This window comes from Pseudomonas sp. 5P_5.1_Bac1 (assembly GCF_025466015.1).
GTDB lineage: Bacteria > Pseudomonadota > Gammaproteobacteria > Pseudomonadales > Pseudomonadaceae > Aquipseudomonas.
The window spans coordinates 99,941-122,125 of record NZ_JANLNX010000070.1 but is presented as its reverse complement, the minus strand read 5'-3'; the positions used below and the strand labels follow the sequence as shown (position 1 = coordinate 122,125).

Below are 22,185 nucleotides of genomic sequence, written 5' to 3'. Positions count from 1 at the left end.
ACAACACATGACCGTATTCAAGCCGATCGAAACCTACGCCGACGTCGACGCCAGCGACTTCACCTACAGCAACAGCCGCGACGCGGTGCTGCGCCTGCCCTTCCCCTACCCGGAAGACCAGTACATGTACTCGATGAACGTCGAGCCGCATGTACCGTTCGGCGAGGGCGCGCTGCGCGGCCAGTTCGACATCGACGAACACTACATCTCCGAATGCCATCACCGCGCGCAGATCCTCGAAAGCCAGCCGGGCGTGCACTACGCCGCCCTGCCGCACATGATGGAAGCGCAGTGGGACTTGCTGGAACTGCTGATGGAGTCCTATTCCCGGGACTACCCCGAGCATTTCACCCTGGAGAAGAAAGGCACCCAGTGGCACTGGATCAACCGTCCGCTGCAGCTCGACGACACCTTCGTGTTCGGCGACGCCAGCACCCTGCCAATGGACCCGATGGAATACATCACCCGTCAGGCCCAGGGCGAGTTCATCCTTCTCGAAGAGCGCGACGACACCCTGGTGATGGGCGCCGGCATGGCGACCCAGCGCGCCGACTACTCGCTGCGCTTCAACCTTGGCATGAGCTTCATGGAATTCCACGGCCCGGTGCCCAAGCTGCATGAAATGGGCATCCTGCAGCGCGCGCTGAAATTCCTCCTGCGCCTGCGTCCCGGCCACCCGGTGCGCCGCACCAACTGGTCGATCACCGTCAACCCGCGCCTGGAAACCTCCGCCGAGACCCTGCCGGACTGGGCGCCGGACCGCACCATCGTCACCGCGGAAAACGCCGGCGAGCTGGTCAACCTGCGAATCGAGCTGCAACCGCTGCACCGCCTGCCGCGCAGCAACGCCGTGCTGTTCCCGGTGCGCACCTACCTGGTCAGCCTCGCTCAACTGGCCGAGTTCGCCCCGCAATGGGCCAAGCGCATGCACCGCGTAATCCGCGACCTCGACCAGGAACTGGTGGACTACAAGGGCTTCACCCGTTACCGCGAGGCCATGGTGACCTGGCTGTCGCAGTACGACGACGGCACGCCGGTCGACGAAAGTCAGCAGTAAATCTCCATCAGCGCGCCGATAATGGCGCGCTTTTTTGCGTGCACTCCGGGAATACACAATGAAAACAATACGTAACGTCCTGCCTGAAAGCTGGAGCCTGGTGTTCTCCGCCGCGGGGTCCGCCTACGGGGTTGGCCTGCTGGGCCTCTGGGCCCTGCCGTTCCTGATCAGCGCCATCATCCACGACCTGCAACTCAACGAAGCCCAGGCCGGGTTGCTGATGTCGGCGGAATTCGGCTTCACCATGCTCGCTTCGCTGCTGGTCGCGCCGTTCATGGGCCGCGCGCCACGCCGCACGCTGGCGTTGGCCGGCACCCTGCTGGCGATCGCCGCCAACCTGGTCAGCGCCAACATCGAGAACCTCTACGCCCTCGCCGCCGTGCGCTGCATCGCCGGCATCGGCGCGGGCCTGGCCCTGGCCTGCGGCAACGCCGCGGTGGCCAGCGCCAAACACCCGGACCGCATCGCCGGGCACATGAACGTGCTGTCGGTGCTGCTGATGATCGTGGTCATGCTGGGCTACGCCAAGGTCATGGCGCTGTACGGCCTGCCCGGCCTGTATTACGCGATGGCGGCGACCATGGCAGTGATGCTGCTGGCGATTCCGGCGATGGCCCAACGGGCACCGCTGCCGGAAACCGTTATCGCCAGCCCGGCCGGCGGCAAAGGCAATGTGCTGCTGAGCCTGCCGGCGGTTTGCATGATGCTGGCGATGTTCGTCTTTCAGGCCCGCGACACCATGGGCTGGGCCTTCGTCGAACGGATCGGCACCATGGTCGGCTACAGCGGCGATGAACTGGGCGTGCTGTTGTCGGTGCAATCGGTGGTCGGCCTGATCGGCCCGCTGCTGGCGGCGATGATCGGCAAGCGCTTCGGCATGAGCACCCCGGTGATCCTCGCGGTGCTGCTGACCGGCGGCACCAGCCTCGCCTACGTGCTAGGCGAACACTCCAAGACCATGTACACCGCCGGCGTCATGACCATCTGCATCACCTATTTCTACGCCCTGAGCTACCTGACCGGCCTGGCGGCGGAACTGGACCGTGAAGGTCGCGTGGTGGCGGCGGCCGGCAGCTTCCTCAGCCTCGGCCTGGCCGTGGGCCCGGCGATTTCCGGCGGGTTGATTTCCCTCGGCGGCTTCACCCTTGCGGCGTGGGGCATCGCCGTGACGGTGATCCTGACCCTGGCGCTGGTCAGCGTGCCGCTGGCGCGGATTCGCCGGGAGCATGTGGTGGCGCAGTTGGCGGCGGCTGTTTGAGCTGAGGGCCCCATCGCTGGCTTGCCAGCGATGAGGCCCGACAGGCTAATGCAATTGCAACGTCGAATTGATCTGGCTGATCGCATCCACCACATGCTGCGAGCCCTGCTGGATCTCAAGGATCACTTCCCCGGCCTCATTGGCCAGTTCCACTCCCAGCCCGGTGCGGCTCAGGCTTGACTGCATGCTGGCCACGGCATTCAGCGATAGGTCGTGGTTCTGCCGCACCACCTCGACAATCTCCAGCGTCGCCTTGCTGGTGCGCGCCGCGAGGTTGCGCACCTCATCGGCCACCACCGCGAACCCGCGCCCGTGCTCACCGGCCCGGGCCGCCTCGATGGCCGCGTTGAGCGCCAGCAGGTTGGTCTGGTCGGCGATGCCGCGGATGGTCTGGACAATCTGTCCGATCAGTTCCGACTGGCGACTCACCGCATCGATGCTGCGCGCCGCTTCATTGAGGTCGTGGGAAATTTCTTCGATCACATGCACGGTCTGCTGCACCACCTCCGAGCCCTTGCGGGCGCAGGCGTCGTTCTGCACCGAGGTGGCGTGGGCGGCCTCGGCGGCGGATTGCTGGGTGCAGACCTGCTGGGTGATATCGCTGGCGAACTTGACCACTTTGTACAGCCGGCCATGGGTGTCGAAGATCGGGTTGTAGGAGGCTTCGAGGTAGACCATCTGCCCCAGCTTGTTGACTCGCTCGAAGCGGTGCGAATGGTATTCGCCGCGGTTGAGCGAAGCCCAGAACGCCTTGTAGGCCGGCAACTCGCTTTCGCTCTTGTGACAAAACAGGCTGTGGTGCTGGCCGACCACCTCGTCGAGGCGGTAGCGCATGGTGGTGAGGAAATTGTCGTTGGCCTTGATCACCCGCCCGTCGGGGGTGAACTCGATGACCGCCATCGAGCGGCCGATGGCTTCGAGCAGGCAGTCAGCCTCGTGCTCGTGAACCACCCGTTCGGTGATATCGGTCGCCACCTTGATGATGCTGGTGACCTGCCCGCCCGTGCCGAACACCGGCATGTAGCTGGCTTCGAGCCAGATTTCCTTGTGTTGCCGATTCAGCCGCAAAAACGTGCCACTGCGCGGCTCGCCCCGCGCCAGGTCGCGCCAGAGCTGGCGGTAGTCCTCGGTCTTGGTGAAGGCTTCCTCGCAGAACATCCGGTGGTGCTGACCGCGGATGTCTTCGAGGCGGTAGCCCATGGTGTTGCAAAAGTGCTCGTTGGCGTTGAGTACTACTCCGTCGGGGCTGAACTCGATCATCGCCATGGAACGGCTGATCGCAGCCAGTTTCGCGTTGGCTTCTGCCAAGGCCCGGTTACACCGCTCGATTTCTGCAAGATCGGTTTTGCGATGGGAGTCAAACATGTCGCGCTCACTCCATGGGCGGAATTGAGCTAAGCGTAGATGCGCCAAAGCGCGCTGCAAGCAGTCTGCCAGCACCGCTTATCGGCTTTAATCAACTGCTTTCCCGCACCATCAGCTCAAAACCGAGGTCGCGGGTGAGCGCTTGCCCACTCTTTCCGTCAAGCAAGGCCAGCAGCGCTTGCGCCGCGTGATGGCCTACGGCGGCCCGTGGCGTGCGGATCGAGGTCAGTCGCGGGACCATATGGGCCGAGGCCGGCAGGTCATTGAAACCGACCATCGCCACCTGTTCCGGCACCGCGATGCCCTGGCGTTGAGCTTGATAGATCGCGCCCTGGGCGAGGTCGTCGTTACAGAAGAACAGGCCGTCGATATCGCCGTGGCGGGCCAGCAACTGGCTGAACAACTCACCGCCCAGTCCGATGGACGACGGCTGCGGCACCAGCAATTCCAGGGACGGATCGTACAACCCGGCCTCAAGGAGGGCCTGACGGAAGCCTTCGGCGCGCTGCATAACCCGTGCATCCAGTTGCGCGGCGATAAAGCCGAGGCGCCGCCGCCCGCGTTCGATCAAGTGGCGGGCCACGGCACGACCGGCGTCTTGCTGGGAGAAACCCACCGACAGCGTTCCCGGCGCGTGGCTCAGTTCCATCATGTGCACGCAAGGCACGCGGCTGGCGGCGAGCATCTGCCGGGCAGCGTCGCTGCGCTCGAAACCGGTGAGCAGCAGGCCGCGGGGCTGATAGGCCAGGTAATTGCGGATGAGGTTTTCTTCCACCGTGACGTCGTAGTGGTAATTGCCGATCAGCACTTCCAGGCCGCGAGGGCGCAGGACGTCATGAATGGCGTCGAGGGTTTCGACGAACAGTTGGTTGGACAGCGAAGGAATCAGCACCACCACCGACTGGCTCTGCGCCGACGCCAGGGCGCGAGCGGCCGGGTTGGCGACGTAACCCAGTTCAGTGGCAGCGGCGCGGACCTTTTCCACCAGCTCCGGCGCCACCGTGGCGACACCGCGCAGGGCGCGGGACACGGTGATCGGGGAAACCCCGGAAAGCCGGGCCACTTCGGCCAGCGTGGGACGTCCGGTGGTGCGGGAGGTGCTGCGGGTCATGGGGGCTCGGGGGCAAGACGCAAAGACCGGCAAGGTTAGAGATGCGGTGGCGGGCTGGCAAGGATTCAGGCGGGTAGGTTTTTGGTGTGATTGAGGGTAGTAGCCACCAGGCGTATGCCGGAAGTTTTCCAGCGCTCTTGAGATCGAGCGCTACCCGCGCATCGCGAGCAAGCTCGCTCCTACACAAGTTGCAACGCACCATGGCCTGCGGAAATGGCGTTGCGGGCCTTGGCGCATGCACGACTGTAGGAGCGAGCGTGCTCGCGATGCGCGGACAGCGCTCGATCTTGAGAGCGAAGAAAAACCCTCGGCTAGCGCCTGGTCACGATGAAATCTCCCTCAACCCAAACTCAAAACGCCGCCTTGAACACCGCCTCGATCTCCGCCTGGCTCGCCGGCCGTGGGTTGGTCAGGCCGCAGGCGTCTTTCAGGGCGTTGGCCGCGAGGATCGGTACGTCTTCCACCTTCGCCCCCAACGCCGCCAATCCCGGCGGGATGTCGATATCCCGGCTCAGTTGCTCAATCGCGGCAATCGCCGCCGCCGCGCCCTGCTCCGCGTCCAGTTCGCGCACCTGCGCACCCAGCGCCGCCGCGACATCCCGCAGCCGCGCCGCGGCCACCCGGGCGTTGAAGCGCTGCACATGGGGCAACAGCACCGCGTTGCACACGCCGTGCGGCAAGTCATAGAAGCCGCCCAACTGGTGCGCCATGGCGTGCACATAGCCCAGCGACGCATTGTTGAATGCCATGCCGGCGAGGAACTGGGCATACGCCATGTTCTCGCGCGCCTGCATGTCGGTGCCGTCCGCCACGGCCTGGCGCAGGTTGGCGCTGATCAGTTCGATGGCCTTCACGGCGCAGGCATCGGTAATCGGCGACGCCGCGGTGGACACATAGGCCTCCACCGCATGGGTCAGCGCATCCATGCCGGTGGCGGCGGTCAGTGATTTGGGCATGCCGACCATCAGCGCCGGGTCGTTGACCGAGAGAATCGGCGTGACGTTGCGGTCAACGATGGCCATTTTCACGTGACGCGCTTCGTCGGTGATGATGCAGAAACGGGTCATTTCGCTGGCTGTGCCGGCGGTGGTGTTGATCGCCACCAGCGGCAGTTGCGGCTTGGCCGAGCGATCGACGCCCTCGTAGTCGGCGATTTTGCCGCCGTTGGTGGCGCACAGCGCGATGCCCTTGGCGCAGTCATGGGGCGAACCGCCGCCCAAGGAAATCACGAAATCGCACTTCTCGCGTTGCAGCATCGCCAGGCCCTGCTCGACGTTGGCGATGCTCGGGTTCGGTTTGGCGCCATCGAACACCGCGGCATCGATATCGCGCAGCGCCAGTTGCTCGACGATCCGCTCGGCGACGCCGGCCTTGGCCAGGCCCGCGTCGGTGACGATCAAGGCCTTGCGAAAGCCGTAGCCGGCAATCGCGGCCATGGCCTCGTCAAGGCAGCCGATACCCATGATATTCACGGCTGGAATGAAAAACGTGCTGCTCATGGTCTTGTCCCTCAGTGGCTTTATCTCGGTACTTTCAAGCATCCACCTGTCCTGACCAGCACGTGTTGATCTACGACAATTCAGCCAAGAAACAGCCGGTATGCCGGATTATCGGTCTCGTCCCAATAGCGATAACCCATGGCATCCAGCGCGCCCGGCAGGCCTTCGCGCTCCTCCGCGGGCACTTCCAGGGCGGCGAACACCCGGGCTTCGGCGGCGCCGTGGTTGCGGTAATGGAACAGGCTGATGTTCCAGCGTTTGCCCAGGCTTTCGAGGAAGCCCAGCAACGCGCCCGGCCGCTCGGGGAATTCGAAACGCAGCACGCGCTCGTCGGCGCCCGGCCCGGCGTGCCCGCCTACGGTGTGGCGGATGTGCAGCTTGGCCAGTTCGTTGTCGGTCAGGTCCACCACCTCGTAGCCCTGTTCACGCAGGCTGGTCAGCAGTGCGTCGCGCGGGTCGTTGACTGGATGGGTCTGCACGCCGACGAACAACCGCGCTTCCTTGCCGGGGTAGTAGCGGTAATTGAACTCGGTGATCTGCCGCCGGCCCAGGGCCTGGCAGAAGGCGCGGAAGCTGCCGGGGCGCTCGGGGATGGTCACCGCGATCACCGCTTCACGCTGCTCGCCCAGTTCGGCGCGCTCGGCGACATGGCGCAGGCGATCAAAGTTGACGTTGGCGCCGGAGTCGATCGCCACCAGGGTCTGCCCGCGCACGCCACGGGCGGCCACGTATTTCTTGATCCCGGCGACCGCCAGCGCGCCGGACGGCTCAGTGATGGAGCGGGTGTCGTCGTAGATGTCCTTGATGGCCGCGCACAGTTCGTCACTGCTGACAGTGATCACTTCGTCCACGTAGTGCCGGCAGACATCGAAGCAATGCGCGCCGATCTGCGCCACCGCCACGCCATCGGCGAAGGTGCCGACCTGCGGCAGCACCACCCGCTCGCCGGCCGCCAGGGCCGCCTGCAGGCAGTTGGAGTCGTGGGGCTCGACGCCGATGACCTTGACCTCGGGCCGCAGGTATTTGACGTAGGCGGCGATGCCGGCGATCAAGCCGCCGCCACCGACCGGGACAAAAATGGCATCCAGCGGGCCCTGCTGCTGGCGAAGGATTTCCATGGCCACGGTGCCCTGCCCGGCGATCACGTCCGGGTCATCGAAGGGCGGGACGAAGGTCGCGCCTTCGCTCTGCGCCAGTTGCAGCGCATGCGCGAGGGCACGGGGGAAGGCGTCGCCGTGCAGCACCACGTTGCCGCCGCGAGAGCGGACGCCTTCGACCTTGAGGGCCGGGGTGGTTTCCGGCATGACGATGGTGGCGACAATGCCCAGCTCGCGGGCCGCCAGCGCCACGCCCTGGGCATGGTTGCCGGCGGACGCGGTGATCACGCCGCGATCACGCTGGGCCTGGGTCAGCCGGCTGAGGCGGTTGTAGGCGCCACGGATCTTGAAGGAGAAGGTCGGCTGCAGGTCTTCACGCTTGAGCAGCACTTGATTGCCCAGTTGCGCCGAAAGGGCGCGGGCCGGTTGCAGCGGGGTTTCAATGGCCAGGTCGTACACCGGAGCGGCAAGAATCCGGCGCACATAGTCCGACAGCAGGTTCGGTGCGCCAACGGCTGTACTGGGGCATGCGGTGAGGCTGGTCATCGGTAACTCCTGGTTTTTTCAAAGAGCCCAGGAGTCGAGAGAAAGAACCCGCCTCCAGGGCGGGTTCGGTGCAAGTGCCAGCTAACCCGCCAATCTGATAATGGCGGTAATAATGCTGCGGGTCGGCACAAGCGGGAGGTTCGTCATACCAGCGAAACTAGCGAAGTGCCTTTACCAAGTCAACGATTGATTCAAAAAGCTTCCGGCAGCCACCTGCCGGGGGCGAGAAAGGCATCGATACCGTGCCAAGTTAACTGAGCCGGGTCAGTGCGGTGATCTTGCCATGGCGTGTTGCATGATCGACCGGTTCGTCCGCTGCATAACATCCTCGTGAGCCCACAATGGCATGGGAAGCACAATAAAGCCGTGATGGTCGGAGAAGTCATCGAGCACTGTCAGGTGCAAGATGGCAATACCGCTCGCCGTGGAAGCCGCCGAAAAAATACCGTCCTCCGTGACGTTGCAGGTAGCGGGCATGAGCATTCGCTCAAGCACATAGTCGCCCACCTCGTTCAGATTGACCGGAACGCCTTTGCGCAGGACCTGAAGCTGGACGCGATTGGTTTCAGGCTGGCTCTGCGCGCTGATGCACATCGGCACCGAGGGGGTAACGTTCAGTACCAGTATCGTGATGTCCTGTTCGTCTTCCGGGGCATGGGAATACGTGCTTTTGACGCGCACCCTCTCCAGATAAATGGCCTGCTTTTGCGTGCCTGGAGCGGCCGCCTGGTAGGTACAGCTCAGCCGGTTGGTTGCTGTACCGAGCGTTCCGCCCATGCCAGGGGAAACAATCCGCCAGGACAGCGTCGACGCGTGCGAGGAGGGAATCGCCGCCGTCATGCTGACACTCTTCCCGGCGCTGCAGACCTCAAACGTCGGTGAAACCGCCAAGGGGTGTTTCAAAATGGAAACCAGTGCGCAAGAGCGCAAATCCCGCCCTGCGACTTTCCAACTGGCCGATACCGTGACGTTCTCGCAATCACTCTTCATCGACGCGGGCTCAGGCGGAACGTAATTGCCAAGGGTGCTGATAGAGCCGACGTTGCTGTTGGCCGGATCCGTTCCACGCGCACTCCAGCTCAGTACCCCGTTACTCACCGGAGGTACTGTGGAGAAGCCGAAATAGGCCCCCGCCCAGATAACCGGAAATGCCGGAGTGACGTCATACACACTGCTCGACAGTTGAAGGTCGCCGTACCACCCTTGATGCGCCCCCGGTTGCCCACTAAAGCTGATGTCGTTCACTAACACCTGATAGTGGTCACCAAAACCGATGCTACTCATGACTTCGGGGAGTTCTCCTGCACCGGTATCCCCGGGAAACTTCTTCGCGGAGTCCCAGAACGTCAGGGTCGATATCGTGTAGCGCTTGGACGCGGTGTGCTCTGGTATCGGGTACAGGAAGTCCGGGCCAGGAAATGAACCGTCGGCGTTCTTTTCGAAACGCACGAACATCAGCAGTGCGCCGCCTCCCAGCGTGGAAGATGCGCTATCCCGCGTTCCGGGGACGGGCATGACGCGCATGACAACCTTTTTCGGCACGGGAAAATCATCGGCGAGCTGGCCCAGATCGTACGTCCGTTGTGATTCAGGCAGGCTCTGAAAGACATGCTTGAAGCGCTGGCCAATTACCTGCTGAGACTGCGTGTCGAGCACGAAGTTGGCCAAGAACTCGGTGCCCTTGCTGATATCCAGGACAATTCTTCGACCGTCACCCACCTGCCCGGTCAGTTCCGTCAGCGGCACGCCCAAGGTCAGTTGAGGCCCGCCAACGGGCAGCAGGTTTCGGACCGTACCGATGTAAGGCACGGCGCCCGTTATCGTTACCTCCGTGATGATCGTTCCGCTGATGCAGTCCATGCTCAGGCGCAGCGAGTCACCTTCAAATGAAGCCACCGGCGCCCTGAGCCTGATGCCCTGCATGTGTTCGGTGGAGTGCGTGAGGTCGATGCTTTGAGAAATTGCCGGTATGAAGTCGCTTTGGCTGAACCGATGGATGTACTGCTGTTGAAGCAGTTCGTTGATCATGTCCCGATCATAGGCAACGATCATCTCCCAGCCCAGGCCTCTGGGCCCGCTTGCAAGCCAGGACTTCAGTTGCGTCAGCGAAGGTTTGGCCATGTTGAAGCCCCTCTCAGAAGGACTTCAGTAAGCCTCTTGGGCCATGAGCGGCACAACTGGCATTTTTATCAGGTCAACCCACCAAACCGCTTGTAAAAACCCTCCCCCGCCTCGGGCAACGGCCCGTCCGCCGTCTCCATCGCCGCCTCCAGCCACTGCTCGGCGGCGGCGTGGATCAACCGGTAGATATTGCGGCACAACTGCCGCGCCGCGCGGCCTTCCCAATCACCCGGCAGCAGTTCGTCCGGCAGTTGCGGATCGCGCAGTAGCAGCTTGCGGTACTCATGGATCAGCAGCACCCGCGCCAGGAAACAGGCTTTCGGGTCGAGGGTGTCCTGTTCCTTGAGGCTCTGCCACAGCGGCCGGAACAACTGGATGAACTCGCTGTAGTGCGCCGCCAGTTCGTCGATCTTCCAGCTTTCGCGCACCTGCATGCGCAGCGCCTTGGAGGCCAGCACGTCCTGGGCGGTGGTTTCGAAGAGGATGGTGTCTTCCTGGGCGCCGAGGTCCGCGAGGGTGGCGCTGACATCCGCACGCTCGCAGCGCGGGCAACCCAGCACGCCAGGGGAAATGGCGCCGAAGCCCTGCCATTCCAGTTCCTCGCGGACTTCCTTGCGCTTGTCCTGCGGCAACTGGGTCAGCACCGCCAGGCACCAGGAGCCGTCCCACGCCGGTGGATTGGCCGCATAGACGCGCTTGAAGGCCTTCTCGAAACGCCGCCGCCCGGTGCCGGTGAGGCTGTAGTAGCTGCGCCGGCCGACTTTCTCGGCGGTCAGCCAGTTTTCCTTGGTCAGGCGAAAGATCGAGGTGCGAATCAGCCGTTCGTTGATGCCCATGGGTTCGAGCAACTGGATCAGGCTGCCCAGCCAGACCGTCCCGCCACGGGGTTCGATGGCATCGCCATAGAGGGTGATGATCAGGGAACTGGCGCGAACCGGGGTCTGCTGCTGGAAGCGGTCGATCAGGTGGTCGAGTGGCGTGAGGGACGACATAAGCGTTCCGGTCAGAAAAGGAAGGAATATACCCGCGCGCCCGCGGCATGACCATGCTCGGCGCGCGCCGGCGGTTCAGGCGCCGCCCGGTAATTTCGGGCGCACGGCGTCGTCACGGTAACGGCCGCGTCCGGCTTCGATTTCACTCAGCGGCTCGCACTCGCGCAGGCTTTCAAGGCAGCGTCTGGTCAGTTGCTGATAGGCGCGGGTGCCGGTCTGTTTCCAGGCCACTTCGTCGTCGCTCAGGCGCCGGGTCACTTTTGCCGGCGAGCCCAGCACCAGCGATTGCTCCTCGCAGTGGAACCCGGCCTTGACCAGCGCGCCCGCCGAGACGATGCAGCGCGGAGCGATGCGGGCGTTGTCGAGCACCACGGCGTTCATCCCGATCAACGCGTCCTCGCCCACCCGGCACCCGTGCAACACCGCACCGTGGCCGACATGGCCGTTGCGCTCGATCACCGTATCGCTGGCCGGAAAGCCGTGCATGACGCAGGTGTCCTGCAGGTTGGCGCCCTCCTCCAGGACGATCCGTCCGAAGTCACCGCGCAGCGCGGCCAGCGGGCCGACGTAGCAGTTCGGCCCGATGATCACATCACCGATCAATACCGCCGACGGGTGCACGTAGGCGGTGGGGTGAATGACCGGGGTCAGGCCGTCAATGCTGTAACAAGTCATGCCACTTCTCCTCGAAAACGATACGCAACAGTCGTACTCACGAAACCCCCTAACACGAGGTTTTTCTTAGGAATAACGGACTTCCCTGAGTATTACAATCGATCATTGGACACATTTTTGATTGTCGATATTGTTTTTCTGTATCGCATTATGCCTATACTTTGGCGAAACGGCCATCGAGCCCGTCCAACAATAAAACGCCGACCCACGGGTCCGGCGAGCCTTGCGAGGAAGTCGTCATGCCGCACACCCTTGTGGTGCAGGCGCATCAGGCCACCCGCCTGATCACCCTGCATCGTCCACATGCACTGAATGCCCTGACCACCGAACTGCTGGGCGAGCTGGCGGACGAACTGCAACGCTGCGCCGATGACCTCGAGGTCCGCGCCGTGGTTATCACCGGCAGCCGCAAGGCCTTCGCCGCCGGCGCCGACCTCAACGAGATGGCCGAGCGCGACCTCGTCGGCATGCTCGACGACCCACGCCAGGCCTACTGGCAACAAATCACCCGCTTCCCCAAACCGCTGATTGCCGCAGTCAACGGCTACGCCCTCGGCGGTGGCTGCGAACTGGCGATGCACGCCGACATCCTTATCGCCGGCGACGACGCCCAGTTCGGCCAGCCGGAAATCAACCTCGGCATCATGCCCGGCGCCGGTGGCACCCAGCGTCTGCTGCGGGCGGTGGGCAAGTCGCTGGCGATGCAGATGGTCCTCGCCGGCGAATCCATCAGCGCCCGTCGCGCCCTCGATGCCGGGCTGGTCAGCGAAATCACCCCGCCGGAACTGACCGTCGAACGCGCCCTGCAGATCGCCCAGCGCATCGCTACCAAAGCGCCGCTGGCGGTGCGCCTGGCCAAGGAAGCTCTGCTCAAGGCCCAGGACCTGGACCTGGCCAGCGGCCTGCGCTTCGAACGCCACGCCTTCACCCTGCTGGCCGGCACCGCCGACCGCAACGAAGGCATCCGCGCCTTCCAGGAAAAACGCCCGGCCGACTTCAAAGGCCGTTAAGAGGACCCGCCATGAGCTACCAGCACATCCTGTTTTCCATTGAAGCCGGGGTCGCCACCCTGAGCCTCAACCGCCCCGAGCAACTGAACAGCTTCAATACGCTTATGCACCAGGAAGTGCGTGACGCCCTGAAGACCGTGCAGAACAACAGCGACGTCCGCGTCCTGCTGCTGACCGCCGAAGGCCGCGGCTTCTGTGCCGGGCAAGACCTCAGCGACCGCAACGTCGCCCCCGGCGCGGAAATGCCCGATCTCGGCCTGTCCATCGAGCGCTTCTACAACCCGCTGATCCGCACCCTGCGCGAACTGCCGATCCCGGTGATCTGCGCGGTCAACGGCGTCGCCGCGGGCGCCGGCGCCAACATCCCGCTGGCCTGCGACCTGGTCCTGGCCGCGCGCTCGGCGAGCTTTATCCAAGCGTTCTGCAAGATCGGCCTGATTCCCGACTCCGCCGGCACCTGGGCGTTGCCACGGCTGGTCGGCATGGCCCGGGCCAAGGCGCTGACCCTGCTGGGTGAGCGCCTGAGCGCCGAGCAGGCGCTGGAATGGGGGCTGATCTACCGCGTGGTCGATGACGCCGAATTGCGCGACCAGGCCATCGCCCTCGCCCGCCAGCTCGCCACCCAGCCGACCTACGGCCTCGGCCTGATCAAGCGCAGCCTGCACGCCAGCCTGGACAACAGTTTCGAGCAGCAACTGACCCTCGAACGCGACCTGCAGCGCCTGGCCGGACGCAGCGAGGACTACCGCGAAGGCGTCGCCGCCTTCATGGAAAAACGCACGCCGCAGTTCAAGGGGTACTGAGTCGATGAGCGCACTCAACAGCAACGTGCCCGTCGCGGTGATCGGCGCCGGCGCCATGGGCGCCGGTATCGCCCAAGTGGCCGCCAGCGCCGGGCACCGGGTCTGGCTCTACGACAACCGCCCCGGCGCCGCCGCCCAAGCCATCGACGGCATCGCCCGGCAACTGGCGAAGCGGGTCGACAACGGCAAACTGGCGGCCAGCGCCCGCGACGCCTGCCTAGCCACGCTGGTGCCGGCGGACAGCCTTGAACGCCTGGCCGATGCCGGCCTGGTGATCGAAGCCATCGTCGAAAACCTGGAGGTCAAGCAGGCGTTGCTGCACCAACTGGAATCGCTCTGCGCCCCTGACTGCATCCTCGCCAGCAACACCTCGTCGATTTCCATCACCCGTCTCGGCGCCGGCATGCGCCGGCCCGAGCGCCTGGTCGGCATGCACTTCTTCAACCCGGCGCCGGTCATGGCCCTGGTGGAAGTGATCAAGGGCCTCGCCACCGATCCGAACGTTGCCGCGCGCGTGCTCGCCACCGCCCTGGCCTGGGGCAAGCAACCGGTGCTGGCGCGCTCCACGCCCGGCTTCATCGTCAACCGCGTGGCCCGGCCGTTCTATGCCGAAAGCCTGCGCCTGCTGCAGGAAGGCGCCGCCGACTGCGCCAGCCTCGACGCCCTGCTGCGCGAGGCGGGCGGCTTTGCCATGGGCGCCTTCGAACTGACCGACCTGATTGGCCACGACGTCAATTACGCGGTGACCTGCTCGGTGTTCGACGCCTATTACCAGGACATGCGCTTCCAGCCCTCGCAGATCCAGAAAGAACTGGTGGACGCCGGTCACTTCGGACGCAAGAGCGGTCGCGGTTTCTATGACTACCGCGAAGGCGCCGTGCGCCCGTCCGCCGCCAGCCTCATCAGCCCGGCGAAGACGCCGGCCGTGATCGTCGAAGGCGACGCCGGACTGCTGCAGCCGTTGCTGGAGCGCCTGAGCGAACACGGCGTGAGCATCAGCCGCCGCGCCGGACGCGGGCTGCTACGGGTCGGCGACGCCACCCTGGCCCTGAGCGACGGCCGCCTTGCCAGCCAGCGCGCCGCCGATGAGGGCCTGACCGAACTGGTGTTGCTGGACCTGGCCCTGGATTACCGGCGCTGCACCCGGGTGGGCATCAGTTGCGCCAACGCCACCTCGACCCACGCCGTGGACCAGGTCGTCGCACTGCTGAGCGCCGCCGGCATCGCCGTCACCCCGCTGCGCGACAGCCCGGCGCTGTGCGTGCTGCGCACCGTCGCCATGCTCGCCAACGAAGCCGCCGACGCCCTGCTGCAAGGGGTGGCCTCGGCGGCGGACATCGACCTGGCGATGCGCGCCGGGGTCAATTACCCCCGCGGCCCGCTGGCCTGGGCCGACCAGCTCGGCGCCGACACCCTGGTGAGGGTGCTTGACCACCTGCAAGCCGCCTATGGCGAAGAACGCTATCGCCCCTCCCTGCAACTGCGTCGGCAACGGGCCGAAGGAGCACGCTTTCATGAATGACCGTCTGGATCTGGCCAGCCGCTGCGCCCAGGCCCTGTTCGACCGCGATGCCGCCAGCCAGGGCCTGGGCATGCGCCTGCTTGCCAGCGGCCCGGGCACCGCGCGGGTCGGCATGAGCGTGCGCGCCGACATGCTGCAGGGTCACGGCACCTGTCACGGCGGCTTCCTCTTCACCCTCGCCGACTCGGCGTTCGCCTTCGCCTGCAACAGCCACAACGACGCCACGGTGGCCCAGGGTTGCAGCATCGAGTACATCGCCCCGGCGTTTCTCGACGACACCCTGACCGCCGACTGCACTGAACTGAGCCGCGGCAAACGCACCGGCACTTATGACGTCCGCATCGAGAACCAGCACGGCAAATTGATCGCGCTGTTTCGCGGCAAGTCCTACCAGGTACGCGGCAGCGTACTCGAACCGGAGACCCTGACATGAATGACGCCCTGATCATCGACGCCGTGCGCACCCCCATCGGGCGCTATGCCGGCGCCCTGAGCGGCGTGCGCGCCGACGACCTCGGCGCGGTGCCGCTGCGCGCCCTGATGCAACGCCATCCGCAGGTGGACTGGAGCCAGGTGGACGATGTGTTCTACGGCTGCGCCAACCAGGCCGGCGAAGACAACCGCAACGTCGCGCGCATGTCGTCGCTGCTGGCCGGCCTGCCGATCAGCGTGCCCGGCGTCACGCTCAATCGCCTCTGCGCGTCCGGCCTGGAAGCGGTCGGCGCCGCGGCGCGGGCGATTCGCTGCAACGAAGCCGGGCTGGTGCTGGCCGGCGGCGTCGAATCGATGTCCCGCGCGCCGCTGGTGATGGGCAAGGCTGAACAAGCGTTCTCGCGCCAGGCGGAACTGTTCGACACCACCATCGGCTGGCGCTTCGTCAACCCGCTGATGCAGCAGCAGTACGGCATCGACAGCATGCCGGAGACCGCCGAAAACGTCGCCGCGCAGTTCAACATCAGCCGCGCCGACCAGGACGCCTTCGCCCTGCGCAGCCAGCAACGCGCCGCAGCAGCCCAGGCCAGCGGCCGCCTCGGGCTGGAAATCGTGCCGGTGCCGGTTCCGCAGCGCAAAGGCCCGGCGAAACTGGTGGAACAGGACGAGCACCCGCGCGCCGACACCACCCTGGAACAGTTGCAACGCCTCGGCACACCTTTCCGCGAAGGCGGCAGCATCACCGCCGGCAATGCGTCGGGTGTGAATGACGGGGCCTGCGCCGTGCTCCTCGCCAGCCGCGAAGTGGCCCGTCGCTACGGCCTGAAGGCCCGGGGCCGGGTGGTGGCGATGGCCAGCGCCGGGGTCGAACCGCGAATCATGGGTATCGGCCCGGTGCCGGCGACCCACAAAGTGCTGGAGCTGGCCGGCCTGGCGCTGGCCGACATGGACGTGATCGAACTCAACGAGGCCTTCGCCGCCCAGGGCCTGGCGGTCCTGCGGGAACTGGGCGTGGCCGACGACGATCCGCGGGTCAACCCCAACGGCGGCGCCATTGCCCTGGGTCACCCGCTGGGCATGAGCGGCGCACGGCTGGTCACCACCGCCCTCACCGAACTGGAACAACGCCGTGGCCGCTACGCCCTGTGCACCTTGTGCATCGGCGTCGGCCAGGGCCTGGCGATGATTATCGAACGCCTCGACGACTGAACACTGAACGCTCCATGGCGCCGGGTTATGCTTGGCGCCATGCACTCGGGCCGACGTGCCGGCCGCAGACAACAACAACATTAGAGTGAACCCATGAACATGCAGCTTTCCCCCGCCCCCGTGCTTGACCCGATGGAAACCGCCAGCGTCGACGAACTGCGCGCCCACCAGTTGCAGCGCCTGCGCTGGAGCCTGGAGCACGCTTACCAGAACGTGCCGATGTACCGGCAGCGCTTCGACGAACTGGGCGTTCACCCTTCCGACCTGGACAGCCTCGATGACCTCGCGCGCTTCCCGTTCACGGTGAAGAACGACCTGCGCGACAACTACCCGTTCGGCATGTTCGCCGTGCCGCAGCACGACATCGTCCGCCTGCACGCGTCCAGCGGCACCACCGGCAAGCCGACGGTGGTCGGCTATACCCAAAAGGACATCGACAATTGGGCCGACCTGGTGGCCCGCTCGATCCGCGCCGCGGGCGGGCGCAAGGGCGACAAGGTGCATGTTTCCTACGGTTACGGCCTGTTCACCGGCGGCCTCGGCGCCCACTACGGCGCTGAACGCCTGGGCTGCACGGTGATCCCGATGTCCGGCGGGCAGACCGAGAAACAGGTGCAACTGATCCGCGACTTCCAGCCCGACATCATCATGGTCACGCCGTCGTACATGCTCAACCTGGCCGACGAGATCGAACGCCAGGGCATCGACCCGCACAAGCTGGCACTGCGCCTGGGCATCTTCGGCGCCGAGCCGTGGACGCCGGAACTGCGCGCCTCGATCGAGGCGCGCCTGGGCATCACCGCCCTGGATATCTACGGTCTTTCGGAAATCATGGGGCCGGGTGTCGCCATGGAATGCGCCGAAAGCCGCGACGGGCCGACCGTCTGGGAAGACCATTTCTACCCCGAGATCATCGACCCGGTGACCGGCGAAGTGCTGCCGGACGGCGAGCTGGGCGAGCTGGTGTTCACCACCCTGAGCAAGGAAGCGCTGCCGATGGTGCGCTACCGCACCCGCGACCTGACCCGCCTGCTGCCGGGCACCGCGCGGCCAATGCGACGCATCGACAAAATCACCGGGCGCAGCGACGACATGCTGATCATCCGCGGGGTCAACGTGTTCCCGACCCAGGTCGAGGAACAGGTGCTCAAGGTCAAACAGCTTTCGGAGTGCTACGAGATCCACCTGTATCGCAATGGCAACCTGGACAGCATCGACATCCATGTCGAACTGCGCGGCGAGCACCAGCACCTGGGCGAGGCGCAGCAGAAAGAGGTGTGTTCGGAACTGAGCCGGCATATCAAGACCCATATCGGCATCAGCTCCCGGATCGTGTTGCAGCCGGCGTACTCGATCAAACGCTCGGAAGGCAAGGCGTGCCATGTGTATGACAAGCGCAAGCAGGCGGGTTGAAGGCTGAGTCCGTCTTTCGGGCCTCATCGCCGGCAAGCCGGCTCTCACAGGGATCGACATGCAACGGACCTTGTGGGCGCTGGCTTGCCAGCGATGAGGCCGTCACCTCAGCTTCTGCCCACCAGACTGACGATCACGGCAAACAACTCCTCCCGCGCCTGCCCGTGCTCAATCTCTCCGGCCACCGCCGCCCCGGACAAAGCATCCGCCGCGCCCAGCATTCCCCATAACCCCGCAGTAGAAAGCGCCCCGGCAAAAGGCCCAAGCACCGTCCGGCATTTGCCGAGAAACTCAAGCTGACACTCGCGCTTCAACCGCGCCAGTTCCGGCGAACCTTCCAGCGCCGCCAACACCCCGGGAATCTCCCGCCCTTCGGCCAGCACGCAGTCGACATAACTGTCGGCGATCGCCCGCGCCTTACCCGCCAGGCTGGCTTCACCCGCCGCCATGGCCGCGTCGATCAGCAGGTTCTGCCGCGTTTCGAAATCCCGGTAGAGCGCGGTCAACAAACCTTCCCGCGTACCGAAATGGTCGTACACCGTCGGTTTGGTGATGCCCGCCGCCTCGGCCAGCCGGCCCAGGCTCAGGGCATCGGTGCCCTCCGCGGCGATCAGTTGCCGGGAAACGTCCAGCAACTGCTCCAGGCGCTGCTCGCGGGTCAGGCGCTTGCGGGTGTCGCTCATGCATCAACTCCTGTGACTGAACAGCTCACGGCCAATACGCCGCGCGGTGTCGAAATGCCCCTCGGGGAAATGCTCATCCATCTGGGTCAAAAGCGTCGAGGATGCCACCCGCGCACCGCAATAGCCAAAGATCCCGTGTTCAATCTGGGTGTGCATCGCCACCGCGTAGCCGTGCTTGTCGTAAGTGCGCGGGCCGGCGCCGGCGATAGCGACCAAGTGCACCGGCAGGCGCTGCAATAGCCCCTGCTCGGCCTGATCGTAGGCCCAGCCGCTGGTGAACACCCGGTCGATCCAGCCTTTGAGCAGTGCCGGGAACGACCACCAATACACCGGGTACACCAACACCAGCGCATCGGCGCGGTCGATCCGCGCCTGCTCGGTGAGGACGTCCGCGGGCACCGCCGCCTGGTTGCGGAACAGGGCGAGGTCCTCGGGGTTGTAGCGCGGGTCGAAGCCTTCGGCGCTGAGGTCGGCGAGTTCGAAGGCGTGGTGTTCGGCGACGCCGTGCGCCAGTTCAGCGGCGACGCGATGGGTCAGGGAACCGGTGTCGGGATGCGCAACGACGATCAAGGCGTGCATGGGTTTCTCCGGGTTGTTGAGATGAAATATCGACATACCAAAGGTAGGTTACTTTTAGTACATAAATCAACCCGGACTCCGTTCGTCATCAACGCTGCGATCCGACACAAAAAACAATTACGACACCATTTTTTCTGTTTGATATTTGGTTTTGTATCACTTATAACTGTCTCACGCCCCGAAGCCCCCACGACAAAAAGGCGGGAGACCCCTCATGTACGCACAATTGGTCGAAACCGGCGTCAAGCGCCTGAAGACCCTCGAAGAGATGTCCGAGCAGGAACGCGCCTTCCAGGAACGGATCGACGCCGAGATCAAGATCGAAGCCAAGAACTGGATGCCGGACGCCTATCGCCAGACGCTGATCCGGCAGATTTCCCAACACGCCCACTCCGAAATCGTCGGCATGCTGCCAGAAGGCAACTGGGTCACCCGTGCTCCCAGCCTCAAGCGCAAGCTGCAACTGATGGCGAAGATTCAGGACGAAGCCGGCCACGGTTTGTACCTGTACAGCGCGATGGAAACCCTGGGCGCTGATCGCGATACAGAAATTGACAAGATGCATAGCGGAAAAGCCAAGTATTCGAGTATTTTCAACTACCCGACCCTGAGCTGGGCCGATATCGGTGCGGTGGGCTGGCTGGTGGATGGCGCCGCCATCGTCAATCAGGTGGTGCTCCAGCGCACCAGCTACGGCCCCTACTCGCGGGCGATGATCCGCATCTGCAAGGAAGAGAGTTTCCACCAGCGCCAGGGCTATGAACTGCTGCTGACCATGATGCGCGAGGGCACCCAGGCGCAGAAGGACATGGTCCAGGACGCGATCAACCGCCTCTGGTGGCCGTCGCTGATGATGTTCGGCCCCAGCGACGAGCACTCGCCCAACAGCGCCCAGTCCATGGCCTGGAAAATCAAGCGCCAGAGCAACGACGAACTGCGCCAGCGCTTCGTCGACCAGACCGTGCCGCAACTGGAGCTGCTCGGCTGCACCGCCCCGGACCCGGACCTGAAGTGGAACGCCGAGCGCGGCCACTACGATTTCGGCGAGATCCAGTGGGACGAATTCTACGAAGTGCTCAAGGGCAACGGCCCGTGCAACCAGGAGCGCGTCGCCACCCGCCGCCAGGCCATCGAAGACGGTGCCTGGGTCCGCGCGGCCGCGGTCGCCCACGCCCGCAAAAAACACAACAAGAACGCCGCCTGACCGCCGCCTGACAGGAGAACCCCGCCATGTCCGAATGGACCCTTTTCGAAGTTTTCGTGCGCAGCAAGCACGGCCTCAACCACAAGCATGTCGGCAGCGTGCACGCCGCCGACGCGGTAATGGCCATCGAGAACGCCCGCGAGCTGTACACTCGGCGCAATGAAGGCGTGAGCCTGTGGGTGGTGCCGTCGGCACTGATCACCGCCTCGTCGCCGGACGAAAAAGACCCGCTGTTCGCCCCGTCCGAAGACAAGATCTACCGCCACGCCAGCTTCTACGAGCTGCCGGCCGAAGTGGGGCACATGTGATGAACCAGGACCTGATCCAGTACCTGCTGCGCCTGGGCGACAGCGCCATGGTCCAGGCCCAGCGCCTGTGCCAGTGGTGCGGCCGCGCCCCGGCGCTGGAAGAAGAACTGGCGCTGATGAACGTCGGCCTCGACCTGGTCGGCCAGGCGCGCAACTGGCTGGAATACGCCGCCGAGCTGGCCGATGACGGCCGTGACGCCGATCACCTGGTGTTCCGCCGCGACGAACGCGCCTACCGCAACCTGCTGCTGGTGGAACAGCCCAACGGCGACTACGCGGTGACCATCCTCAAGCAGTTCTTCTACGACGCCTGGCATTACGCGGTGCTTCAAGGCCTGTGCCGCTCCAGCGACGAGCGTGTGCAGGGCGTCGCCGCCAAGGCGCTGAAAGAAGTTACGTATCACCTGCGCCGCTCCGGCGAGTGGGTCGAGCGGCTGGGCGACGGCACCGAGGAAAGCCGCCAGCGCATGCTCGCCGCCCTGCCCCAGGTCTGGCGCTTCACCGTCGAGCTGGTGGAGGCCGATGCCGTCGAGCAGCGCCTGTTCCAGGCCGGCGTGATCGGCAATCCCGAGCAGGTCGCGCTGGACTGGCAGCGGCAGGTCGAAGCCACCTTCGAGCGCGCCAGCCTGCCGGTGCCGCAGCCGGCCAGCCACTTCTACCTCAGCGGTCGCCAGGGCGTGCACAGCGAGCACCTCGGTTTGCTGCTGGCGGAAATGCAATTCCTGCCGCGAGCCTATCCCGATGCGACCTGGTGAGCTGATCGCCAGCGACCGCGGCGCCCGCGCGCCCCGGGCCGACGACCTGCACCAGGCCTGGACGGTGCTGGAACAGGTCATGGACCCGGAAGTGCCGGTGGTCAGCGTGGTCGAGCTGGGCATCGTCCGCGACCTCGACTGGGCCGAAGGTCACCTGCGCGTGACCGTGACCCCGACCTACTCCGGCTGCCCGGCCACCGAGGTGATCGAGCAAGACATCCGCGACGCGCTGGAGCAGGCCGGTTTCGCCGCGCCGCGACTCAGCCGGCAACTGAGCCCGGCCTGGACCACCGACTGGATCAGCGCCAGCGGCCGCGAACGCCTGCGCGCCTACGGCATCGCCGCGCCGGTCGGCAGCAGCAGCAAGCGCAGCCTGCTGGGCGAGCCTGACGTGATCGCCTGCCCGCAGTGCGGCAGCGTGCACACCGAACTGCTCAGCCAGTTCGGCTCCACCGCCTGCAAGGCGCTGTACCGCTGCTGCGACTGCCGCGAGCCCTTCGACTACTTCAAGTGCATCTAGGCGCGGCCAAGCGCGCCTGATGGAGA

20 protein-coding genes and 2 pseudogenes are annotated in these 22,185 nt (G+C 65.0%); 12 read left to right on the top strand and 10 right to left on the bottom strand.

What is annotated here, in order from left to right:
* The first annotated feature begins 7 nt into the window (after window positions 1-7).
* Window positions 8-1,057, top strand: a complete 1,050-nt coding sequence (locus NTD82_RS15565; RefSeq protein ID WP_095155043.1) for a heme-dependent oxidative N-demethylase family protein — start codon at window positions 8-10, stop codon at window positions 1,055-1,057.
* Between the two features lie 58 nt (window positions 1,058-1,115).
* A complete protein-coding gene (locus NTD82_RS15560; protein ID WP_262129345.1) occupies window positions 1,116-2,315 on the top strand; it encodes an MFS transporter in 1,200 nt (399 codons plus the stop codon).
* Window positions 2,316-2,360: 45 nt separating this feature from the next.
* Here the strand turns inward: NTD82_RS15560 and NTD82_RS29365 are convergent.
* The 8 genes and pseudogenes from NTD82_RS29365 to paaY all read right to left on the bottom strand — a co-directional run.
* Window positions 2,361-2,786, bottom strand: a pseudogene (locus tag NTD82_RS29365) (methyl-accepting chemotaxis protein); the annotation flags it as partial.
* A gap of 111 nt (window positions 2,787-2,897) precedes the next feature.
* Window positions 2,898-3,680: pseudogene (locus tag NTD82_RS29360) on the bottom strand (PAS domain-containing protein); the annotation flags it as partial.
* A gap of 91 nt (window positions 3,681-3,771) precedes the next feature.
* Window positions 3,772-4,791: a LacI family DNA-binding transcriptional regulator gene (locus NTD82_RS15545; RefSeq protein ID WP_262129344.1), complete on the bottom strand. Its 1,020-nt coding sequence runs from the start codon at window positions 4,789-4,791 to the stop codon at window positions 3,772-3,774.
* A gap of 350 nt (window positions 4,792-5,141) precedes the next feature.
* The gene (yiaY, locus tag NTD82_RS15540; protein ID WP_262129343.1) at window positions 5,142-6,290 is read right to left on the bottom strand and encodes an L-threonine dehydrogenase; all 1,149 of its coding nucleotides are present in this window, start codon (window positions 6,288-6,290) and stop codon (window positions 5,142-5,144) included.
* Between the two features lie 80 nt (window positions 6,291-6,370).
* Window positions 6,371-7,933, bottom strand: coding sequence for a threonine ammonia-lyase, biosynthetic (ilvA, locus tag NTD82_RS15535; RefSeq protein ID WP_262129342.1), 1,563 nt, complete (start codon window positions 7,931-7,933; stop codon window positions 6,371-6,373).
* 264 nt (window positions 7,934-8,197) lie between these two features.
* Complete coding sequence (locus NTD82_RS15530) at window positions 8,198-10,054, bottom strand: hypothetical protein (protein WP_262129341.1); 1,857 nt, start codon at window positions 10,052-10,054, stop codon at window positions 8,198-8,200.
* A gap of 68 nt (window positions 10,055-10,122) precedes the next feature.
* Window positions 10,123-11,046 carry a phenylacetic acid degradation operon negative regulatory protein PaaX gene (gene paaX, locus NTD82_RS15525; RefSeq protein ID WP_095155050.1) on the bottom strand — a complete coding sequence of 308 codons (924 nt, stop codon included), beginning with the start codon at window positions 11,044-11,046 and terminating at the stop codon, window positions 10,123-10,125.
* A 75-nt stretch (window positions 11,047-11,121) separates the two neighbouring features.
* Entirely contained in the window at window positions 11,122-11,721 is a 600-nt protein-coding gene (paaY, locus tag NTD82_RS15520) for a phenylacetic acid degradation protein PaaY (RefSeq protein WP_095155051.1), read from the bottom strand.
* A gap of 239 nt (window positions 11,722-11,960) precedes the next feature.
* Between paaY and paaF the strand changes: the two genes are divergently transcribed.
* From paaF to paaK, 6 genes are all read left to right on the top strand, one after another.
* Window positions 11,961-12,731 (top strand): 2,3-dehydroadipyl-CoA hydratase PaaF, encoded by a 771-nt coding sequence (paaF, locus tag NTD82_RS15515; protein WP_262129339.1) that lies wholly within the window; start codon window positions 11,961-11,963, stop codon window positions 12,729-12,731.
* Window positions 12,732-12,742: 11 nt separating this feature from the next.
* Window positions 12,743-13,534: a 2-(1,2-epoxy-1,2-dihydrophenyl)acetyl-CoA isomerase PaaG gene (gene paaG, locus NTD82_RS15510; RefSeq protein WP_095155053.1), complete on the top strand. Its 792-nt coding sequence runs from the start codon at window positions 12,743-12,745 to the stop codon at window positions 13,532-13,534.
* Window positions 13,535-13,538: 4 nt separating this feature from the next.
* Window positions 13,539-15,056: a 3-hydroxyacyl-CoA dehydrogenase PaaH gene (paaH, locus tag NTD82_RS15505; RefSeq protein ID WP_262129338.1), complete on the top strand. Its 1,518-nt coding sequence runs from the start codon at window positions 13,539-13,541 to the stop codon at window positions 15,054-15,056.
* Complete coding sequence (gene paaI, locus NTD82_RS15500; RefSeq protein WP_095155055.1) at window positions 15,049-15,489, top strand: hydroxyphenylacetyl-CoA thioesterase PaaI; 441 nt, start codon at window positions 15,049-15,051, stop codon at window positions 15,487-15,489. The genes paaH and paaI overlap by 8 nt, the downstream gene beginning before the upstream one ends.
* Window positions 15,486-16,697: a 3-oxoadipyl-CoA thiolase gene (pcaF, locus tag NTD82_RS15495; protein WP_262129337.1), complete on the top strand. Its 1,212-nt coding sequence runs from the start codon at window positions 15,486-15,488 to the stop codon at window positions 16,695-16,697. Before paaI ends, pcaF begins: the two co-directional genes overlap by 4 nt.
* Window positions 16,698-16,790: 93 nt before the next feature.
* On the top strand, window positions 16,791-18,110 hold the full coding sequence (gene paaK, locus NTD82_RS15490; protein ID WP_262129336.1) for a phenylacetate--CoA ligase PaaK: 1,320 nt from the start codon (window positions 16,791-16,793) through the stop codon (window positions 18,108-18,110).
* 107 nt (window positions 18,111-18,217) lie between these two features.
* Here paaK and NTD82_RS15485 read toward each other — a convergent pair whose 3' ends face one another.
* Both NTD82_RS15485 and NTD82_RS15480 read right to left on the bottom strand, forming a co-directional pair.
* Window positions 18,218-18,793 carry a TetR/AcrR family transcriptional regulator gene (locus NTD82_RS15485; RefSeq protein WP_262129335.1) on the bottom strand — a complete coding sequence of 192 codons (576 nt, stop codon included), beginning with the start codon at window positions 18,791-18,793 and terminating at the stop codon, window positions 18,218-18,220.
* 3 nt (window positions 18,794-18,796) lie between these two features.
* Window positions 18,797-19,372, bottom strand: coding sequence for an NAD(P)H-dependent oxidoreductase (locus NTD82_RS15480; RefSeq protein WP_262129334.1), 576 nt, complete (start codon window positions 19,370-19,372; stop codon window positions 18,797-18,799).
* 214 nt (window positions 19,373-19,586) lie between these two features.
* On the opposite strand from NTD82_RS15480, the gene paaA reads away from it, so the two are divergent.
* The 4 genes from paaA to paaD are packed head-to-tail and all read left to right on the top strand — an operon-like array spanning window position 19,587 to window position 22,159.
* Window positions 19,587-20,576 (top strand): 1,2-phenylacetyl-CoA epoxidase subunit PaaA, encoded by a 990-nt coding sequence (gene paaA / locus NTD82_RS15475; protein ID WP_262129333.1) that lies wholly within the window; start codon window positions 19,587-19,589, stop codon window positions 20,574-20,576.
* A gap of 26 nt (window positions 20,577-20,602) precedes the next feature.
* Complete coding sequence (gene paaB / locus NTD82_RS15470) at window positions 20,603-20,884, top strand: 1,2-phenylacetyl-CoA epoxidase subunit PaaB (protein ID WP_095155061.1); 282 nt, start codon at window positions 20,603-20,605, stop codon at window positions 20,882-20,884.
* On the top strand, window positions 20,884-21,639 hold the full coding sequence (gene paaC / locus NTD82_RS15465) for a 1,2-phenylacetyl-CoA epoxidase subunit PaaC (protein ID WP_262129332.1): 756 nt from the start codon (window positions 20,884-20,886) through the stop codon (window positions 21,637-21,639). The genes paaB and paaC overlap by 1 nt, the downstream gene beginning before the upstream one ends.
* A complete protein-coding gene (paaD, locus tag NTD82_RS15460; RefSeq protein WP_262129331.1) occupies window positions 21,626-22,159 on the top strand; it encodes a 1,2-phenylacetyl-CoA epoxidase subunit PaaD in 534 nt (177 codons plus the stop codon). The genes paaC and paaD overlap by 14 nt, the downstream gene beginning before the upstream one ends.
* Window positions 22,160-22,185 lie beyond the last annotated feature (26 nt).

Coding starts and splice junctions, on each gene's coding strand:
- paaF (WP_262129339.1), top strand. CDS start 11,961: ATGCCGCACACCCTTGTGGTGCAGGCGCATCAGGCCACCCGCCTGATC.
- pcaF (WP_262129337.1), top strand. CDS start 15,486: ATGAATGACGCCCTGATCATCGACGCCGTGCGCACCCCCATCGGGCGC.
- ilvA (WP_262129342.1), bottom strand. CDS start 7,933: ATGACCAGCCTCACCGCATGCCCCAGTACAGCCGTTGGCGCACCGAAC.
- paaI (WP_095155055.1), top strand. CDS start 15,049: ATGAATGACCGTCTGGATCTGGCCAGCCGCTGCGCCCAGGCCCTGTTC.
- paaC (WP_262129332.1), top strand. CDS start 20,884: ATGAACCAGGACCTGATCCAGTACCTGCTGCGCCTGGGCGACAGCGCC.
- paaB (WP_095155061.1), top strand. CDS start 20,603: ATGTCCGAATGGACCCTTTTCGAAGTTTTCGTGCGCAGCAAGCACGGC.
- NTD82_RS15480 (WP_262129334.1), bottom strand. CDS start 19,372: ATGCACGCCTTGATCGTCGTTGCGCATCCCGACACCGGTTCCCTGACC.
- paaX (WP_095155050.1), bottom strand. CDS start 11,046: ATGTCGTCCCTCACGCCACTCGACCACCTGATCGACCGCTTCCAGCAG.
- NTD82_RS15545 (WP_262129344.1), bottom strand. CDS start 4,791: ATGACCCGCAGCACCTCCCGCACCACCGGACGTCCCACGCTGGCCGAA.
- NTD82_RS15560 (WP_262129345.1), top strand. CDS start 1,116: ATGAAAACAATACGTAACGTCCTGCCTGAAAGCTGGAGCCTGGTGTTC.
- NTD82_RS15530 (WP_262129341.1), bottom strand. CDS start 10,054: ATGGCCAAACCTTCGCTGACGCAACTGAAGTCCTGGCTTGCAAGCGGG.
- NTD82_RS15485 (WP_262129335.1), bottom strand. CDS start 18,793: ATGAGCGACACCCGCAAGCGCCTGACCCGCGAGCAGCGCCTGGAGCAG.
- paaK (WP_262129336.1), top strand. CDS start 16,791: ATGAACATGCAGCTTTCCCCCGCCCCCGTGCTTGACCCGATGGAAACC.
- paaA (WP_262129333.1), top strand. CDS start 19,587: ATGTACGCACAATTGGTCGAAACCGGCGTCAAGCGCCTGAAGACCCTC.
- paaG (WP_095155053.1), top strand. CDS start 12,743: ATGAGCTACCAGCACATCCTGTTTTCCATTGAAGCCGGGGTCGCCACC.
- paaH (WP_262129338.1), top strand. CDS start 13,539: ATGAGCGCACTCAACAGCAACGTGCCCGTCGCGGTGATCGGCGCCGGC.
- yiaY (WP_262129343.1), bottom strand. CDS start 6,290: ATGAGCAGCACGTTTTTCATTCCAGCCGTGAATATCATGGGTATCGGC.
- paaY (WP_095155051.1), bottom strand. CDS start 11,721: ATGACTTGTTACAGCATTGACGGCCTGACCCCGGTCATTCACCCCACC.
- paaD (WP_262129331.1), top strand. CDS start 21,626: ATGCGACCTGGTGAGCTGATCGCCAGCGACCGCGGCGCCCGCGCGCCC.
- NTD82_RS15565 (WP_095155043.1), top strand. CDS start 8: ATGACCGTATTCAAGCCGATCGAAACCTACGCCGACGTCGACGCCAGC.